The sequence below is a fragment of the Prochlorococcus sp. MIT 1342 genome (genome assembly GCF_047304495.1).
GTDB classification, from domain to species: Bacteria; Cyanobacteriota; Cyanobacteriia; order PCC-6307; family Cyanobiaceae; genus Prochlorococcus; species Prochlorococcus marinus_D.
Map to the genome: position 1 here is coordinate 1,181,170 of NZ_CP138957.1, position 16,197 is coordinate 1,197,366.

The 16,197-nt window shown below is 52.9% G+C and carries 18 protein-coding genes; 11 read left to right on the forward strand and 7 right to left on the reverse strand.

What is annotated here, in order from left to right; genetic code table 11:
* Positions 1-482 precede the first annotated feature (482 nt).
* Positions 483-1,667, forward strand: coding sequence for a pyridoxal-phosphate-dependent aminotransferase family protein (locus tag SIB79_RS06170; protein WP_063403891.1), 1,185 nt, complete (start codon positions 483-485; stop codon positions 1,665-1,667).
* Here the strand turns inward: SIB79_RS06170 and SIB79_RS06175 are convergent.
* The gene (locus SIB79_RS06175; protein ID WP_063404113.1) at positions 1,609-2,100 is read right to left on the reverse strand and encodes a nucleoside deaminase; all 492 of its coding nucleotides are present in this window, start codon (positions 2,098-2,100) and stop codon (positions 1,609-1,611) included. The two genes, SIB79_RS06170 and SIB79_RS06175, sit on opposite strands and share 59 nt — an antisense overlap.
* A gap of 102 nt (positions 2,101-2,202) precedes the next feature.
* Here SIB79_RS06175 and SIB79_RS06180 point away from each other — a divergent pair, with 102 nt between their 5' ends.
* Positions 2,203-3,615 (forward strand): pyridoxal phosphate-dependent decarboxylase family protein, encoded by a 1,413-nt coding sequence (locus SIB79_RS06180; protein ID WP_063403890.1) that lies wholly within the window; start codon positions 2,203-2,205, stop codon positions 3,613-3,615.
* A gap of 87 nt (positions 3,616-3,702) precedes the next feature.
* Here the strand turns inward: SIB79_RS06180 and SIB79_RS06185 are convergent, their stop codons facing one another.
* From SIB79_RS06185 to SIB79_RS06200, 4 genes are all read right to left on the reverse strand, one after another.
* On the reverse strand, positions 3,703-5,301 hold the full coding sequence (locus SIB79_RS06185; protein WP_063403889.1) for a YcjF family protein: 1,599 nt from the start codon (positions 5,299-5,301) through the stop codon (positions 3,703-3,705).
* A complete protein-coding gene (locus tag SIB79_RS06190; protein ID WP_236072655.1) occupies positions 5,298-5,690 on the reverse strand; it encodes a carbamoyl-phosphate synthase subunit L in 393 nt (130 codons plus the stop codon). Before SIB79_RS06190 ends, SIB79_RS06185 begins: the two co-directional genes overlap by 4 nt.
* 176 nt (positions 5,691-5,866) lie before the next feature.
* Positions 5,867-6,364 carry a signal peptidase II gene (gene lspA / locus SIB79_RS06195; RefSeq protein ID WP_011129974.1) on the reverse strand — a complete coding sequence of 166 codons (498 nt, stop codon included), beginning with the start codon at positions 6,362-6,364 and terminating at the stop codon, positions 5,867-5,869.
* Positions 6,361-6,933, reverse strand: coding sequence for a biotin transporter BioY (locus SIB79_RS06200; protein WP_011129973.1), 573 nt, complete (start codon positions 6,931-6,933; stop codon positions 6,361-6,363). Before SIB79_RS06200 ends, lspA begins: the two co-directional genes overlap by 4 nt.
* Positions 6,934-6,989: 56 nt before the next feature.
* On the opposite strand from SIB79_RS06200, the gene SIB79_RS06205 reads away from it, so the two are divergent.
* A complete protein-coding gene (locus tag SIB79_RS06205; RefSeq protein WP_041384313.1) occupies positions 6,990-7,229 on the forward strand; it encodes a DUF3148 domain-containing protein in 240 nt (79 codons plus the stop codon).
* Here SIB79_RS06205 and SIB79_RS06210 read toward each other — a convergent pair.
* Positions 7,226-8,593, reverse strand: coding sequence for a M16 family metallopeptidase (locus SIB79_RS06210; protein ID WP_063403888.1), 1,368 nt, complete (start codon positions 8,591-8,593; stop codon positions 7,226-7,228). The two genes, SIB79_RS06205 and SIB79_RS06210, sit on opposite strands and share 4 nt — an antisense overlap.
* Positions 8,497-9,693: a M16 family metallopeptidase gene (locus tag SIB79_RS06215; RefSeq protein WP_063404111.1), complete on the reverse strand. Its 1,197-nt coding sequence runs from the start codon at positions 9,691-9,693 to the stop codon at positions 8,497-8,499. The genes SIB79_RS06210 and SIB79_RS06215 overlap by 97 nt, the downstream gene beginning before the upstream one ends.
* A 61-nt stretch (positions 9,694-9,754) precedes the next feature.
* Between SIB79_RS06215 and SIB79_RS06220 the strand changes: the two genes are divergently transcribed.
* The 8 genes from SIB79_RS06220 to tsf all read left to right on the forward strand — a co-directional run bounded on the left by SIB79_RS06220 (position 9,755) and on the right by tsf (position 16,181).
* Complete coding sequence (locus tag SIB79_RS06220) at positions 9,755-10,549, forward strand: phycocyanobilin:ferredoxin oxidoreductase (protein ID WP_063403887.1); 795 nt, start codon at positions 9,755-9,757, stop codon at positions 10,547-10,549.
* Between the two features lie 20 nt (positions 10,550-10,569).
* Positions 10,570-11,454: an HlyD family efflux transporter periplasmic adaptor subunit gene (locus SIB79_RS06225; RefSeq protein WP_063403886.1), complete on the forward strand. Its 885-nt coding sequence runs from the start codon at positions 10,570-10,572 to the stop codon at positions 11,452-11,454.
* Positions 11,454-12,623, forward strand: a complete 1,170-nt coding sequence (devC, locus tag SIB79_RS06230; protein ID WP_063403885.1) for an ABC transporter permease DevC — start codon at positions 11,454-11,456, stop codon at positions 12,621-12,623. Before SIB79_RS06225 ends, devC begins: the two co-directional genes overlap by 1 nt.
* 42 nt (positions 12,624-12,665) lie before the next feature.
* Positions 12,666-13,355 (forward strand): DevA family ABC transporter ATP-binding protein, encoded by a 690-nt coding sequence (locus tag SIB79_RS06235; RefSeq protein ID WP_063403884.1) that lies wholly within the window; start codon positions 12,666-12,668, stop codon positions 13,353-13,355.
* Between the two features lie 37 nt (positions 13,356-13,392).
* The gene (locus SIB79_RS06240; protein ID WP_011129965.1) at positions 13,393-13,548 is read left to right on the forward strand and encodes a hypothetical protein; all 156 of its coding nucleotides are present in this window, start codon (positions 13,393-13,395) and stop codon (positions 13,546-13,548) included.
* 101 nt (positions 13,549-13,649) lie between these two features.
* Entirely contained in the window at positions 13,650-14,582 is a 933-nt protein-coding gene (locus SIB79_RS06245) for a glycosyltransferase family 2 protein (RefSeq protein ID WP_196757627.1), read from the forward strand.
* A 140-nt stretch (positions 14,583-14,722) separates the two neighbouring features.
* Positions 14,723-15,442 (forward strand): 30S ribosomal protein S2, encoded by a 720-nt coding sequence (gene rpsB / locus SIB79_RS06250; protein WP_011129963.1) that lies wholly within the window; start codon positions 14,723-14,725, stop codon positions 15,440-15,442.
* Between the two features lie 82 nt (positions 15,443-15,524).
* Positions 15,525-16,181: a translation elongation factor Ts gene (gene tsf / locus SIB79_RS06255; RefSeq protein ID WP_063403882.1), complete on the forward strand. Its 657-nt coding sequence runs from the start codon at positions 15,525-15,527 to the stop codon at positions 16,179-16,181.
* Positions 16,182-16,197: the final 16 nt, after the last annotated feature.

Below are 16,197 nucleotides of genomic sequence, written 5' to 3' on the forward strand. Positions count from 1 at the left end.
AGCAACAGGTACCTTCTAATGAAGCCTTGTTTCCTTTCTGGGTGGATTCCGTAACCGTTTCTGTCAGCTTGAGCTGATCTAAGTCTGGGAGAACTTTATGGCTTGATCACTGATTTTGATTGTTTAGCTTCTATATCCCTCAACTCGTCCAAGTCGTCCATTCGTCCTCAATGGCTGATCTCATCACAGGGTTGATTGGTTGCTACAACCATTTTCTTTCAGCCTTCGCTCGATCTGCATGAACTGTTTTGAAGCCTGCTTTCAGTAAATGGGAATCAGGCTTCAAAGGGACTTTGCCAGACGAGCTAGCGTTTTTTTACTTTCTTCCCTTCTGCTGCCAAGAGACGCAAAAAAAAAATCAGTATTTTTTTATTGCCCTCGCTATTGATTGACCTGCTTGGTTGCCGTTGCAATCCCTCAAAAAAGTCCCGGGGATGAAGGGTGACTGCTTAGGCTCTAGATAATTGAACTAACCAAGGGCCTTGGCGACGACGCAAACCCTTCCCCAGGTTGACCAATCTCATAAGACGGTTCTCGAACCGATTGCCACGCCTACCCGCTTGCTATTTGGGCCTGGGCCCTCAAATGCCGATCCCAAGGTGCTTCAGGCACTTGCGCGCTCTCCGATTGGCCACCTTGATCCCCTTTATCTGAAATTGATGGGTGAGGTTCAGGAGTTGCTCCGCTACACCTGGCAAACCGACAACCGTTTCACACTGCCGATGAGCGGTACTGGTAGTGCTGCCATGGAGGCGACCTTGGCCAATACCGTTGAACCTGGTGACACGGTATTGGTTGCGGTAAACGGTTATTTCGGCAATCGCCTTGCCGATATGGCTGCTCGCTATCGAGCCAATGTTCAGTTGATTGAAAAACCCTGGGGAGAAGCCTTTTCCCTTGCAGAGCTAGAAGCAGCTTTGATCGAGCATCGCCCAGCAATTCTGGCTCTAGTGCATGCAGAAACATCCACTGGGGTTTGTCAGCCAATGGATGGTGTCGGCGATCTTTGCCATAAGCACGATTGCCTCTTACTGCTTGATACGGTCACCTCCTTAGGCGCTGTGCCGGTTTTTCTGGATCAATGGAAGGTTGATCTGTCTTACAGCTGCAGCCAAAAGGGGCTCAGCTGCCCTCCTGGTCTTGGCCCTTTCACCATGGGACCCCGCGCCGAAGAGAAGCTTGCGGCCCGTAGTAGCAAGGTGCCCAATTGGTATCTAGACGTGTCGCTGCTGAATCAGTATTGGGGAAGCGACAGGGTTTATCACCACACTGCGCCGGTCAATATGAACTTTGGGATGCGTGAAGCGCTGCGATTACTTGCGGATGAGGGCCTTGAAAACGCTTGGGATCGTCATCGCTGCAATGCCGAAGTGCTCTGGGCAGGGCTCGAGAGTCTTGGTTTGGAGTTGCATGTACCTGAAGCCTTGCGTTTGCCCACAATCACAACTGTTTGCATTCCTAATGGAGTTGATGGCAATGCCTTCCGTCTGCATTTGCTGAATGAGCACGGCATTGAAATCGGCGGCGGCTTAGGAAGCTTGGCTGGCAAGATCTGGAGGATTGGCTTGATGGGATACAACTCCACCCCTAAAAACGTTGAGCTGTTGCTCAATCTGTTCGAGTCAGAGTTACCTCGTTTTCGTGAAAACGTTGCCGTTGCTGCTTGAACCAGGCTTCTAGCTGCTGCCTGGCTTGAACTTCCATTACACCGCCAAGAACACGCATTTTATGATGTGCACTGGGGTGTTCCCCCAGATTGATTGTGCTACCAAGCCCGCCTCGTTTGGGGTCGTGTGCAGCAAAGATCACCTGGCCCATGCGCGCTTGTGTTAGTGCTCCCGCGCACATCGGGCAGGGTTCCAGAGTGACAATCAGGGTGCAGTCATTAAATCGCCAATCACTTCTGAGCCAGGCAGCCTGTCGGAGTGCAATCAGTTCTGCATGGCCTAATGGATCACGTCTTCGATGCCTTTGGTTGCTGCCATGTCCGATACAGCGGCCATCGGCATCCAGCACTACGGCACTCACAGGAACGTCTCCAAGATCGCCAAGTTGTTTTGCTCGAGTCAGTAGCCGCAACATCCAACAGCGGCATTGCATGTTGGTTAGTTCAAGAGGTTTCGCTAAAGGCACCGCTAAGTGGCAGCTCCTGATCAAACAATGCCATCAGGAGGGAGAATAGAACTTGTATGACGAGCGTTATTGGCTGGCACTCCCCAGATAAGGCCGACTGCGACCTTGGCGCCCTTTGCCAAGCCTGACCGTTTCGATCCAGAACTGCAGACTTTTCTGGAGCAGGCCAGTGCTCGACTTTGTCAATGGTTCGCAACAGCAAGCAATCGAGGCCCCTTACCAGCGCTTAGTGCTTTGCCTGATGTGGCGCCGCCGCCTCAAGGTCTTTCAGTTGATGCCTTGCTGGACGATTTGCAGTTGGTGATGGAAGGGGCTTATCAGCCTTCCCATCCAGGTGCTTTGGCTCATCTCGATCCGCCTCCTCTAACGGCATCCATCGCTGCCGATTTGATCTGCGCAGGGCTAAACAACAATCTTTTGGCCGAGGAGTTGTCACCCAGTCTTTCGCGTTTAGAGCGAGAGATGTGCCGCTGGTTTACTGAGCGCTTGGGGCTGCCGTTGACGGCTGGTGGTGTGGCAGCCAGTGGTGGCAGCCTCAGCAACCTCATGGCGATGGTGATAGCTCGCCAACAGGCAGATCTTCAAGATGATCCCAGGGCAGTGGTGCTTGCAAGTGTCGACGCCCATGTATCACTCGCTAAGGCCATTCGGGTCATGGGATTGGCTAGCGATGCCTTGCAGACGGTGCCTGTCGATCAAGAGGGCTGCATGAATCTCGATGCCCTAGAGCATCAACTGAAAGCTCTCCGCGCAGAAGGGAGACCATGCTTAGCCGTTGTGGCGACAGCAGGGACGACTGTCCAAGGAGCTGTAGATCCCTTGGTAGCGGTAGCAGAGCTATGCAGACGCGAGCAGGTCTGGTTGCATGTCGATGGAGCCATTGGAGGGGTCTTTGCTCTAACAGCAGCCACTGCTTCTGTGGTTGAAGGAATCTCTCTAGCCGATTCGATCACAGTGAATCCTCAAAAGTTGCTTGGGATCACTAAGACATCATCCCTATTGCTAGTCGCGAACCAATCCCATCTTGCTTCAGCCTTCTCGACTGGCTTGCCCTATATGGAACCAGCCTGGGGAGACGGTCATGGAAGTGAAATTGGCCTTCAAGGAACTCGGCCAGCAGAGGTGCTCAAGCTTTGGTTGGGTCTGCGTCAACTCGGGGAGCAGGGAATTCAGTGCTTGCTGGAGGGGGCGATTCAGCGTCGTCAGTCGCTCGCGCGTCAACTCGATGCATCCAGGTTCATTCTTCTCAGCGGACCATTGCATCTGATTGCCTGTACCCCTAAGAACGCCGATGCAGATCAAGCCTCAGTCTGGTCATTAGCAACTCGGCAAAACTTGCTGGAACAGCAGTTGATGGTCTCAAGACCCTTGCATCATGGTCGTCACTTCCTCAAGGTGGTCTTGGGCAACCCCCATACGCAATCGATTCATCTCAATCGGTTGGCAACTCTGATGAATCAATCTTTGCTGGGTTTGCGCTAATGGCTTCATCACCCCCACGAGGCCGCTGGGTGGCGATTATCACGACTGTTTTATCAGTAGCGATTGGATTGTTCTACCTGGCTTTGATCACAGTTCTGGATGCCCGAGGTCCGATGCGTCCGCCACCCCCCGAGGCCCTGGGCGTGGCGGGAGCTGTCGCCGTTTCTCTCGCTGAAGAGGCTCAACCACCCGCCGCAGGGCTGTCGTGAGAAAACGTTCCAGCGAAGATTCCCGTCGGTTGAGATCGTAGTGACGTTGCACCACTTCCTGCATACCGCCATCCCCCCAGTCTTGATCCTGCTGGAAGTAGGTAATGAAACTGGCTCCAGCAACGCGTGTGAGCCAAGCAGCAGCGACCCCTTGTACCGCTCGGCCCAGCAACAGGGTGGGCAAGTTGACACTGAGAGCTGTGCCGATGATCGCCACTCCACCTTTAACAATGCCAAGTCCTGCCAAAGTGCGCCCTACTGATACCGCCAGTTCTTGTGCTCGGTTGCGAGTGAGTTGAACTCCATAGACCCGGGCGACCTCCATCACCATTTGGGCATTCACCGCTGCCGTCCCCAATAGATCCACTCCTGGGAGGGGGGTTGCAGCGACAACACCACCACTAATCCAGCTGTAACGATCAACACACTGACGCGCTTCATCCTGGCGTTGTCGATCCAGCAGCTGGCGACCGGCATCTCCCAGATGGCGACATTGCAGCAGAATGTTGTCTGCAAGCAGTTCTTCACCATCGGCATGTAGCACTGACGCAAGGCGACGCAGCAGGTTGTCGACCTCAGCAGGAGGCTGCAAAGGTCGTTTACCGGGGCGCGGCAGTGACTGCGGTGCAGCGCTACAGGAGATCACATCCTCAGCTTCAAGCAAGCCCTTGCATCGCCCTCGCAACTGCGCCAAAAGCCGTCGCTCCTCTTCTTCACCGCGAAGATCGCATTTATTCAGAACTAGGAGCAATCGTTTGCCGAGATTGGCGAGGTTACTGATGACCTCCAGCTCTGAAGCGCGTAGATCACAATCCACAACCACCACCATCAGGTCAGCTCTACTGGCTCGTTGCCTTGCTTCCTTCTCTCGGCTTAAACCGGCTCTGCCTGCTTCAAGAATTCCTGGGGTATCAGCTAATTGAAGGCCTCGATCAAGTCCCTTTAAACGCAGTCGATAAATCTGGCTACTGGTTGTGGATCCCATGGGTGCACCAACCTCACCCACCATTTCGTTCAGGAGTGCTCGGATCAGAGATGTCTTGCCGCTGGAACCAGTACCGAACACCACCACCATCAGATCACCACGGGCCAGTTCATCAGCCACCCTTTCTCTCTCTTGCTTAAGCCCTTCTCGAGTGACCTCGTCTTTGAGGCGTTCAAGCAGGCGATCAATGTTTTCAAGACTTTGCTTGGCTGCTTGATTACGGCTACTTGGAGGGGAAAGGGGCCGTTGATTGTTTTGAGCAGTTTCTAAGTTCTGACGCTTAAAAGCCTTCCACCAAGGCCATCCAACCTGATAGATCATCAAGATGATGAGGCCTGCTGTTAGTAACAACACCGGGCCTAGCAACCAGGGAGGTAGTAGGTAACTCAAATCCCAGAGCAGGTTCCTCACCACTTGCACTAGAGCTCCGATGACGAGCAAGACCACCAGCGCGCAGGCGGTCCATAGGAGCAGCCGCTGACGGGAGATCATTTGTTTGTCATGCTTCCGCTGGCCTGCAGGTTCAATGATCTTTGACCAGAAAGACAGCGTCTGGGATCTGGAGCTGTTGGCATCATTGCTGAGCCAGAGACCAAGAATTTGTATCCGCAAGGCTCATGGCCGATCATTAGCAGATCTCTGGCATTAATGGTTGTGCCGGTCTTGCCATCTTCCATATCGCCAAGAGACCTATTGCACTGGTCCAGTTCATCACCACCATTTAAGGCATGCTCTGAATCTGCCCAGACCAGCAATTTTGATGCTTTCGCTGGCTGTATGCAGGAATGAGGCGAATAGGTCATTCGATCCTTGAGGATCGTGAAATCTTGATTTGATCGGCGTCGCATCATTCCAGCTCTCGCCCCCTCCTCCAACGCCAACAACGTGCATTGGTGGGTTTGAGATCATCTAGAGACCAAATATTTGTCTTGATGATCAAGTAAGGGCAAACTCCATCCTTACGTTTCCACTAAAGCGGCAGCTATCGCTTTAAAGAACAACTTTTCGATCGGGTTGACTGATCTAATTGATGATCACTCCAGCCATGGCACAAGGCTTAGGTGTGTTGTTGTCCATGGCGTCTTATCAGGGCATCGATTCCGAAGCAGATCACGGCCAAATTGATCGCCACATCGGCTCCATTGAAAATCGGAAAGTCCACCGGTACAAGTTGCAGAAAGTCGGTGACGTGCCCTAGACGCCATCGGTCCAAGCCATTGCCGATCGTTCCGCCGAGCAGAAAGGACATTGCAAGGCCTTGCCATATCGGCATCTGTCCTGCTCTCCAAATCCAGACCATCAAACCAATGGTCACAGCCAGGCTGAGCAGCCCTAAGAGGAATGTTGCTCCATTGAAAAGATTAAAAGCTGCGCCTGTATTGCTGATCAGACGCAACTGCAATAGCCCAGGAACAAAAGGGAGTACCAAGCCTGAGCTGAGTTGTTGACGGGCCCAGCTTTTGCTGATCTGATCAATCAGCATCAGCAGGATGCTGATTAGCAGCATTGCCCTGCGTGATAGTTGACGTTGCTTCAGTATTTGAGGTTGATTCATTCAACAAACAGAAGATTTCGCAATGGCAAGGCAAGTACGCCAACGCCTGCACAGAGGACTAGTTGAGCGGGTAGGGGCCCAAAGGTATAGCTAAATAGCAGTTCTGGAATGCGATCAGGCCATTGGTATAGGGCAGATCCGATAAGCAGATTGAGTACGCCGCAAAGTTGCAGCATGATCAGCCCCGCGATTGCTGCAATCGTCAGGCTCAGTACATCATTCATGCCTGGTTGCTGGGCCAGACGACCACTGAGCCAGGCAGCTGGAACGAATCCAGCCAGGTAGCCAAAACCTGGTGTCAGCACATAATTGAGGCCTCCACCACCATGAAATACGGGTAGGTCAACGAGGCCAATGGTGAGATAGGCAACTGCAGCAATGACTCCAGCACGCGGACCGCATACGAGTGCACACAGCAATAGAGCTGGCACCTGCCAAGTACTTGGAAGCGTTAACACGTGCGGTTGTAAGTCAAGGCCAGGCAAGAGCAGCGCAGCAGGGATCAACCCTCCTACAAGGATCATCATCAGGCCGGCGAGGGCGCCGCTCCAGGTAGCCAGGGCTCGCAAAAAGGGTTTTCAGCTTGCTCCATCCTGCAGTAGGAGAGTGGCATTGCTCATTTCTGATGGAACCGGTTATTGGTCAACAGGTCCGTTTAAAGGTGCCTTTGCCTTATCTAAAGACCGCGGATCCCATGCCAATGCTACGGCCACCGGATTTGGTCTCCCCAGAAGAGCTTGGCGAGATCGTTGGCCTGCGAGCCAAGGACATGGCTGTTGTGCGATTTCGTCATGGCAGCTTTCTGATCCCACTGGATCGCCTGATCTTTGACCTTTCAGATGTTGATGGCGCAAAGGGGGATTAAGAGCTTTGAACCACTTGCTGTTGCCAGTCCTTGGCAAGGATTTGAAGGCTGTTTTCTGGGCCACAGAGACTTAGCGAGGGCATTCTTAAATGTCGTTGAGCTGCCTTTTGCAGAGCGCTTCCATCAAGATTTTTGATTGCCTCCAAGCTGTGCTGGTCATAGTTGGTTGGCAGCCCTAGTCCCCGCAATTGGGCTCGGCGTTCTGCTCGTTGTCCAGTGGTTTGAGCTCCATGAGCGAGTTGACCATGGAATTTTGCGCGTGCCAGTTCAATGTCTTCTTCTGATATCTCTTGCTGGCTGAGTTCCCACCAGCTATCTAGAAGCAATTGAAGGGTGAGTTTTGCCTTGTCTTCGCTTGTTGAGGCATGGAAGACAAATGGAGCGGCACACTTACGTACCGGGTGATGAGTGCCTACGTCGTAGGCCACCCCGTGTTGCTCTCGTAGACGCCTGAACAGCAAGCTCGACATGCCTAATCCCAGGTGGCAGTTCAGTAGACGCAGTGCTAGATCGTCTTCATGGCCATGCGCAAGGGTTGGCTGTCCAAGCATCATGACCACCTGACTTGTAGGTTCAGGCTGAAGACAAATGTTGGATTCGAGCTGAATGTTCTCTGTTGAGATCTTGCTCGATTCAGACTTTCTCGCTTGCTGAAGTGGCTGATTGGGCCAGCGCTGAAAAGATTCCATTGCCTCCAGCCGCTGTTCAAGATCCTCTGGAAGGGTCCCAGAGAGGGCAAGCACAGGTGATTGTGCTGTTAGCCCGTCGATTAGCGAAATTAATTGCTGTCGACCAAGTTGGTTGAGGTCCTCGCTAAGGCCAAGGGGATCGTGGCCGTAGGGGCCACTGCCGTAAGCCATCTGCCGCCAGCCGTCAAAAGCCACGTGAAATGGGTCTTCTCTTTGTCTTTGCAAGGCCTGAAGACTGAGATCCCTTTCCAGCGTTACTTGACTTGAATCCAGATGCGGATCGATCAACATCCAGCCAAGTAAATCAAGAAGTCGTTCGGCATCACGATCAGCACATTTGAGGCTAATTAGCAATCCGTCTTCGTGGGTATCGCAGCGCAAACCTGCCCCACAGCCTTCAACGAGATCGGCCAGAGCAAGGTGGTCATAGGGTCCACAGCCCCTGGTCAAGAGGGCTCCGAGCAGTTGATGAACTCCCCGTTGCCCTTTTGGGTCAGCACCACTGCCGCCTCTAACCCAGAGCTTGGCGGCGATAACTCCCGGTGCGGCGATTGGATCTAAAACCACATCGAGAGGATTCATTCGTCTGCTTCCATCGGTCTGGCAACAAGGGTGAAGCTCCGCTCTGGTTGCAGTAATGGAAGCATTTGCTCGAGAAGTCGAGTCGGCGTCCATGCAGACAGGTGATCAAGTGGTGCCAACAAGGATTGAGGACGATTCCAAAGAGCTTGATTCCCTGCCAGGCCGGCTACTTGACTGGGAGCTTCAAGGCTGAAACACAGTCCATTTGAAACCAGTTGGCTAGCTCGTTCGATCTCCTGATTCTTGGGTGTTGATTCGAGGCTCGTCTGCAGTAAATGGTGGATTTCCTTTTCCACCCTGTCCAGCTGCGTCTCGTTGCAGCATGCTTCTAGCAATACAAGGCTGCCTTGTTCCAACACGGTTACATCCATATCGATCGATTCCACGATTTGCAATTCCTCTCTGAGGTGATGCACCAGTCGACTGCGACGTCCTTCCGCAAGCAGGGTGGTCGCCAGGTCAGCTCCCATCACCATCTCTTGGTTTGAGGCAGGGGGCATCGGCCAGGTCATCAATAGCCGGGTGGATTCCAGCCTGGGGACTTGAATTTCTCGTCGCCCTTTTTGAAAGCTGAGCGTTGGAGAAATGGGAGGATCAATGTCCTCCATCGTTTGTTGATTCAACTCAGCCAGACGGCTGTTGTTCAAGATTTCTTCCAGGCCTATCGGAATGGCACCCGCAATTGCTAGGCAACAGTTCGGGCCTCGATAGCGGCGGCTGTGGAACTCCCTCATTTGCTCGGGAGTACTTGTTTTTAGGCTTGCTTCACAGCCAAGGATGGCTCGGCCATAGGGATGATCTTCGCAGCATGCTTCGAGAAGCTTTTGGAGGACTTGATCATCCGGTTGATCTCGATATTGGGCAATTTCCTCCAATACGACGTCTCGCTCCATGGCATAGGCCTCTGAACGCAGAGCTGGAGTCAGAACGAGGTTGAGCAGTAGATCAAGTGCTGCCCTAGCTGCCGATGGTGGTACAAGAACGTGAAAGTGGACGTCATCGAAACCTGTGGCGGCATTGCTGCTGCCTCCAAGCGCTTCGATTTTGCGATCGAATTCTCCCGCCTCCATCTGTGAGCTTCCCTTGAACACCATGTGTTCAAGAAAGTGGGCTAGTCCTTCCTCTCCTTTTTGTTCGCTTGAACTACCTGCTTTGCACCAGAGGTCTAAACAAGTCAGTGGTGCATCTGGCATGGATGCCAACACGCAGCGGGTCTTGTTCTTTAGAGCCCAGTGTTGAAGACTGGGTTTAGGGGTGGAGCGTGTCAGAGGTGCATGTCAAAGTCCCATTCTGATCCTTCTTGCCATCGTGCTGCCTTTTCCCTCCACAAGCGGCCCGGCAATTCATCCGTTAATCGAGTCGTTGGCAGCACGAATCAGGCAGCGCAGGGCGCAGTTACCGGAGCTCAGTTCATTTGCACTGGATTCAGTGATGGAGTCAATCAGCGGCCAGCTTGATGGAGAGGAGCTGCTGATTAGCAATGAATTGCATCGTTGTCGGGGGATGCGCAAGTTGCATTTGGAGATAGCAAGGCTGGGAGGGGGACTGCAAGTACTCCATTGCGTCTTCTTTCCCGATCCTCGCTTTGATCTACCAATTTTTGGAGCCGATATTGTTGCTGGTCCTGCCGGTATTTCTGCGGCCATCGTGGATCTTTCGCCTGTAGGCCTAACAATGCCAGTGGCCCTACTCCATGGCCTTGAGTCACTGCCCATTCCTGCGTTTCAACAGGTGAGGGAATTGCCTGAATGGGGATCCATTTTCTCGCCGTTTGTCCAGTTCATCCGTCCAGCTAGTAGCCAAGAGGAAAGCTGGTTCGTGGATTTGGCAGATGGCTATCTCAAAGCTCTTATCTCTAGCGTCATTGACGCGACTCCCGATGCTTCTGATGCGGCATCTACGATCCAAAGGCATAAGAGCCAACTCTCCTATTGCATCCAACAGAAACGCAACGACAAGACACGTGGAGTGCTGGAGAAAGCCTTCAATCCTCAATGGGCGGATCGATACATCGAGGAGATCTTGTTCGAGGATCCACCTCCCCTTTAAGCAACAAAACCTGGAGATGGTTGATAACCGGAGGAATCTGCCTTGTTGTAGCTATTGGTATCTGGAGCCTTACGCGTCGGCCTGAGACACCTCAAGAAAGTGCTGTGCTGGTTCCAGCTGCCAGACCAATTGAAGCTGTTGCAGCCTTGGGGCAACTTGAGCCCGCTGGTGATGTCCGTCGCTTGGCCGCCCCTGCTAGCGGGTTTGGGGGCACTCCACGGGTTGCCAAGCTCAGTGTTCGTGAAGGTGATGCGGTTAAGCGTGGCCAGGTTCTAGCAGAGTTCGACAACCGACCTAAAACTTTTGCTGATCTGGCAGCTGTCCAAGCTCGACTGGAGACCCTCGAGGTTCAGTTGCGAATGCAGCGCCGGGAGGTCACTCGTTATCAAAAAGCTGCCCTGGTTGGAGCTTCATCTCTGGTGGATTTGGAGGAAAAACAGGAAGAACTCGTCAAAATCGATGGCCAACGTCGGGAGGCTTTGGCTGAAATCAGCGGACTTGAGGCTGATCTCGCTGATAGTCAATTGAAGTCTCCCCTCGATGGTGTGGTGTTAAGGGTGCACACTCGCGTCGGGGAGCGTCCAGGTAGTGATGGCGTGATGGAAGTTGGCGCCAATCAGACCATGGAAGCCTTGATCGAAGTTTATGAGTCGGATGTGAATCGAGTGAATGTTGGACAAGTTGTTCGCTTAACCAGTGAAAACGGTGGATTCGATGGGACTTTGATGGGTCGTGTGGAACGCATTAGCCCCCAGGTTCGTCAGCGCAATGTGCTCTCAACTGATCCAACTGGTGATGCAGATGCCCGCGTAGTTGAAGTTCGGGTCAGTCTTGACCAAAACTCAGCTGCTCGGGTGAGAAGTCTCGCGGGGATGAAGGTGATCGCTCGCTTTCAGCCCTCGTGATGTCTGGCTTTTGGCAACAGCGGAGGATCCCTCTGGCTTGGTTGCTACTGAGTCGTCAACCTTTACGGCTTTTGGTTGCTCTGGCAGGAATCTGCTTCGCCGGAATCCTGATGTTCATGCAATTGGGTTTCCGAGATGGTTTGTTCGATGCCAGTGTCACCGTGCATCGTCTCTTTGATGCTGACCTGGTGTTGATGAGCCCTCGCTCGATGAGCTCGATCAGCATGAGTGGATTCCCAAGGCGTCGGTTGGTGCAGTCCATGGCACATCCAGATGTCCAGGGCATCACGCCTGTGAACTGGAATTTTTTGCTTTGGAGAAATCCGCAAACCCTCACGACCCGACAGATTCTTGCCTTAGGTTTTGAACCGGGGGATTCGCTGTTCACAGATCCTGAGCTTGCGGCCAAGGCAAAAGCGCTCACAAGTCGTGGTCGAGTTTTATTTGATCAGCGTTCTCGAAATGAATTCGGACCTATTGCCAAGTGGTTTGATGAGGGCCGAACTGTTGAGACTGAGCTCGCCGGAAAAAGGGTTCGGGTAGCGGGATTAGTCAGCCTGGGGCCATCGTTTGGAGCTGACGGCAATCTGCTCACCAGCAGGGAAACATTCCTTGAGCTGTTACCCAGCAATCCGCCTGGAAGCATTGAAATCGGTTTGCTAAGGCTGCGACCAGGGGCAGATCCAGACGCTGTGGTTCGATCTCTCACGGCGAGCTTGCCCAACGATGTGAAGGTCTTTACCAAGCAGGCTTTCATTGAGTTTGAGAAGAATTACTGGCGAAGCAGTACTTCCATTGGCTTCATTTTCAGCCTCGGTGCAGCAATGGGTTTTGTTGTGGGGTGCGTGATTGTCTATCAAATCCTCTACACCGATGTCAGCGATCATCTGCCTGAGTACGCCACTCTGATGGCGATGGGTTATCGCTTGAAGACTCTTCTAGGCGTGGTGGCTCGCGAAGGGATCTTCCTGGCAGTGATGGGATATGTGCCGGCCTATGCCGCCGGCCAGGCCCTATACGCCTTGGTCCGCAGTTCGACAAAACTTCCTGTGGCAATGGATCTTCCGCGTGCCGTGCTTGTTTTCAGCCTGATCCTGGCGATGTGCATGGGCTCAGCGGTGCTGGCGATGCGCCGATTGGTCGATGCCGACCCTGCAGAGATTTTCTGATGGGTCTGTTCTCTTTCAATCATTCGATCAGAAGACATCGCCATGAATGAAAAGCTCATGGTTGAAGTTCAGGGTCTCAGCCACTGGTTTGGCATTGGTGCAATGCGACGTCAGGTGTTGCAGTCCATTTCTCTGCAAATAGCCCCTGGCGAGGTGGTGTTGCTCAGCGGGCCTTCAGGCTGTGGCAAAACCACCCTGCTCACTTTGATCGGAGCGCTACGCACAGTTCAAGAAGGAGATATATGCGTGTTCGGCCATCAGTTACGGGGATCAGATCGTCGCCTTCGCCAACAGCTTCGCTGTCATATCGGCATGATTATTCAGGGCCACAATCTTTTGCGGTGTCTCACAGCTGAACAGAACGTGCAGATGGGAGCTGATTTGTTGCCAGGTCTGTCTTATCGGGCTCGCCGTGATCAGGCTCGCTATTGGTTGCGGGCTGTGGGGCTAGACGATCACCTCAGCAAACTGCCCCATGATCTTTCTGGCGGCCAAAAACAACGAGTCGCAATTGCACGTGCGCTGGCGGCTCAACCTCAGCTATTGCTAGCCGATGAACCCACAGCAGCCCTCGATAGCGTCACAGGAAGGGAAGTGGTTGAGCTGCTTCAACGATTGGCCCGAGAACAGTCTTGTGCGGTGTTAATGGTGACCCATGATCCCCGCATTGTTGATATCGCGGATCGATTGGTGCAGATGGAAGATGGTCGCCTGATCTCCTCTCTTGGTTAGGTTGGTTACAGATCTCTAGTTTGGAAGTTTTAACAGCATGGCCAAGCGCAGAAACCTCAAGAAAGAAAAGCAAGAGCGGAATCGCTCCTATGCCCGCAAATTCAAGAAGCGCAAGCTACGCAATGACGGCCGAGGTGAGGGAGCTGGTAATGGTGTAACCGGAACTGCCAACAACGGTGGTGCTGCCGACTAATCCCATCGACAGACTTTTTAAATCAAGAGATGGGGGCATTGATGGGCCCCCTTTTTTCATGTCTCTAGGCTGTTGCTTGTCAGCAGCAGATGTGGTTGCGAATGTTCGCAAGCGTCGTGATACCCACCTACAACCGTCGATCGATCCTTGAGAAGTGTCTGTTAGCTCTCGAGCAACAGATCCTTTTCTCTGAGCTAGATGGTTATGAGGTGGTCGTTGTGGATGACGGCTCCACGGATGGCACACCGAGCTGGCTGAGGGATGAGGCGTCTCGCTTTCCACATGTGCGCGTGGTGGAGCAAGAGCATGGGGGCCCGGCAGAGGGGCGTAATCGCGGGGTAGATAATTCCCGAGGTGATCTAATTGTTTTTATCGATAGTGATCTCATTGTCACCGAGTCGTTTCTCGCCTGTCATGCGAGAGCTTTGCAAAAAAGTTGGCAGCAACGCGGTGATCGACTTTCTTTCACCTATGGCGCGGTGATCAACACGGCAAATTTCGAGCAGCCCACTACAGAACCTCACAAATTCCAAGACAACTCATGGGCTTACTTCGCGACAGGCAATGTGGCCATTGATCGAGAGGTACTTGAACGTTCTGGACTATTCGATACCAATTTCCGTCTGTATGGCTGGGAGGATCTAGAGCTGGGGGAACGACTTCGACAGATGGGTGTTGAGTTGGTGAAATGTCCCGAAGCAGTTGGTTATCACTGGCATCCTGCCCTGCGTCTTGAGCAAGTTCCTGACCTGATCAGAGTTGAGCGGGAGCGGGCCAAAATGGGCCTGATCTTTTATCGCAAGCACCCGACTCGACGGGTGCGTTTCATCATCCAATTCACCTGGCTTCATCGGTTGTTATGGGAGTTGCTTACGCTCGGTGGATTACTTAATGAGCGCAGCCTCAGGCCTTTACTTGGCTGGTTGATTCGCAACGGTCATCAAGGTTTGGCAATGGAGCTCTTGCGTTTACCCCTAAACCGAATCGGGGTACGCGCTCTCTTCAAAGAAGCAGCACTAACAGGGCTGCGCTGAGCTGTCGCTTTGATAAATTTCAATGGTTCTTTCATTCCGCACACCTGTCCGTTTCGGGTGATGAATGAGTCGACCCATGCCATTTGGCTGAATCGTCTCGCATACCTGGCAGGTGGAGGCGAACCCGAAACCTAAAACCTATGGCTGTTGTCACGCTTTCAGAAATGATGGAGGCGGGTGCCCACTTTGGGCATCAAACCCGTCGCTGGAATCCCAAGATGTCGCGCTACATCTATTGTGCGCGTAATGGAGTCCATATCATTGACCTAGTGCAGACCGCGATCTGCATGAACAATGCCTACAAATGGACTCGTTCTTCCGCCCGAAGTGGAAAGAGATTCCTTTTTGTTGGTACCAAAAAGCAGGCCTCTGAAGTGGTGGCGTTGGAAGCCACTCGCTGCGGAGCTTCCTATGTGAATCAACGTTGGCTTGGTGGCATGCTCACCAACTGGACCACGATGAAGGCTCGAATTGATCGATTGAAGGATCTGGAGCGGATGGAATCCAGTGGTGCTATTGCCATGCGACCCAAGAAAGAAGCTTCTGTTTTGCGTCGCGAACTTGAGCGACTGCAGAAGTACCTCGGTGGTCTCAAAGGGATGAGACGGTTGCCTGATGTCGTGGTGCTAGTTGATCAACGCCGTGAAACCAACGCTGTGCTTGAAGCCCGAAAGTTGGACATTCCCTTGGTGTCCATGCTTGACACCAATTGCGATCCTGACCTTTGCGAGGTCCCGATCCCTTGTAATGACGATGCCGTTCGTTCTGTGCAGCTTGTGCTGGGCCGACTGGCTGATGCCATCAACGAAGGCCGTCATGGCACTAATGACCAAAGAGGTGCTGACGACAGCGACGATTAAGTCCATTTACAGCGCTAAGTTCTCGCCGCCGTCCTCCTCATCTGGTCGGCTGCATCCCTAATACTCCTCACCCCGATTACCAATGGCGGACGTATCAGCCAAACTTGTCAAGGACCTGCGCGACAAGACCGGCGCGGGAATGATGGACTGCAAGAAAGCCCTTGCAGAGAGTGACGGAGATATGGTCAAGGCGAGCGAATGGCTGCGTCAGAAGGGTATTGCCAGTGCAGAGAAGAAATCTTCTCGCATTGCTGCTGAAGGTGCCATTGGTACTTACATCCACACCGGAGCCAGGGTCGGGGTACTTCTTGAGTTGAACTGCGAAACTGATTTTGTTGCTCGTGGTGATTTGTTCCAAGGGCTTTTAAAGGATGTCGCTATGCAAGTGGCGGCCTGCCCGAATGTTGAATACGTGAGCACAGAAGAGATTCCTATTGATGTCGTTGAAAAGGAAAAATCTATTGAGATGGGTCGCGATGATCTTTCTGGCAAGCCTGAACAGATCAAGGCAAAGATTGTTGAAGGACGAATTGGCAAGCGCCTTAAGGAACTGGTCTTGCTTGAGCAACCCTTTATCCGTGACAGCTCCATGACGGTTGCGGAACTCGTCAAGCAAGTTGCTGGCAAGATTGGAGAAAATATCAAGGTTCGCCGCTTCACCCGCTACACCCTTGGGGAGGGGATTGAAGTCGACCAGACTGATTTCGCTACGGAAGTAGCGTCCATGAAGACTGCTTAATTTTGGCTGCGGAGAA

Bases quoted from the DNA above. Each gene is read 5' to 3' on its own strand.
- SIB79_RS06175 (WP_063404113.1), bottom strand. From the start codon at position 2,100: ATGCAATGCCGCTGTTGGATGTTGCGGCTACTGACTCGAGCAAAACAA.
- SIB79_RS06185 (WP_063403889.1), bottom strand. From the start codon at position 5,301: ATGATCTCCCGTCAGCGGCTGCTCCTATGGACCGCCTGCGCGCTGGTG.
- lspA (WP_011129974.1), bottom strand. From the start codon at position 6,364: ATGAATCAACCTCAAATACTGAAGCAACGTCAACTATCACGCAGGGCA.
- SIB79_RS06205 (WP_041384313.1), top strand. From the start codon at position 6,990: ATGGAACCGGTTATTGGTCAACAGGTCCGTTTAAAGGTGCCTTTGCCT.
- SIB79_RS06210 (WP_063403888.1), bottom strand. From the start codon at position 8,593: ATGGACGCCGACTCGACTTCTCGAGCAAATGCTTCCATTACTGCAACC.
- SIB79_RS06215 (WP_063404111.1), bottom strand. From the start codon at position 9,693: ATGCCAGATGCACCACTGACTTGTTTAGACCTCTGGTGCAAAGCAGGT.
- devC (WP_063403885.1), top strand. From the start codon at position 11,454: ATGTCTGGCTTTTGGCAACAGCGGAGGATCCCTCTGGCTTGGTTGCTA.
- SIB79_RS06235 (WP_063403884.1), top strand. From the start codon at position 12,666: ATGAATGAAAAGCTCATGGTTGAAGTTCAGGGTCTCAGCCACTGGTTT.
- SIB79_RS06240 (WP_011129965.1), top strand. From the start codon at position 13,393: ATGGCCAAGCGCAGAAACCTCAAGAAAGAAAAGCAAGAGCGGAATCGC.
- SIB79_RS06245 (WP_196757627.1), top strand. From the start codon at position 13,650: ATGTTCGCAAGCGTCGTGATACCCACCTACAACCGTCGATCGATCCTT.
- rpsB (WP_011129963.1), top strand. From the start codon at position 14,723: ATGGCTGTTGTCACGCTTTCAGAAATGATGGAGGCGGGTGCCCACTTT.
- tsf (WP_063403882.1), top strand. From the start codon at position 15,525: ATGGCGGACGTATCAGCCAAACTTGTCAAGGACCTGCGCGACAAGACC.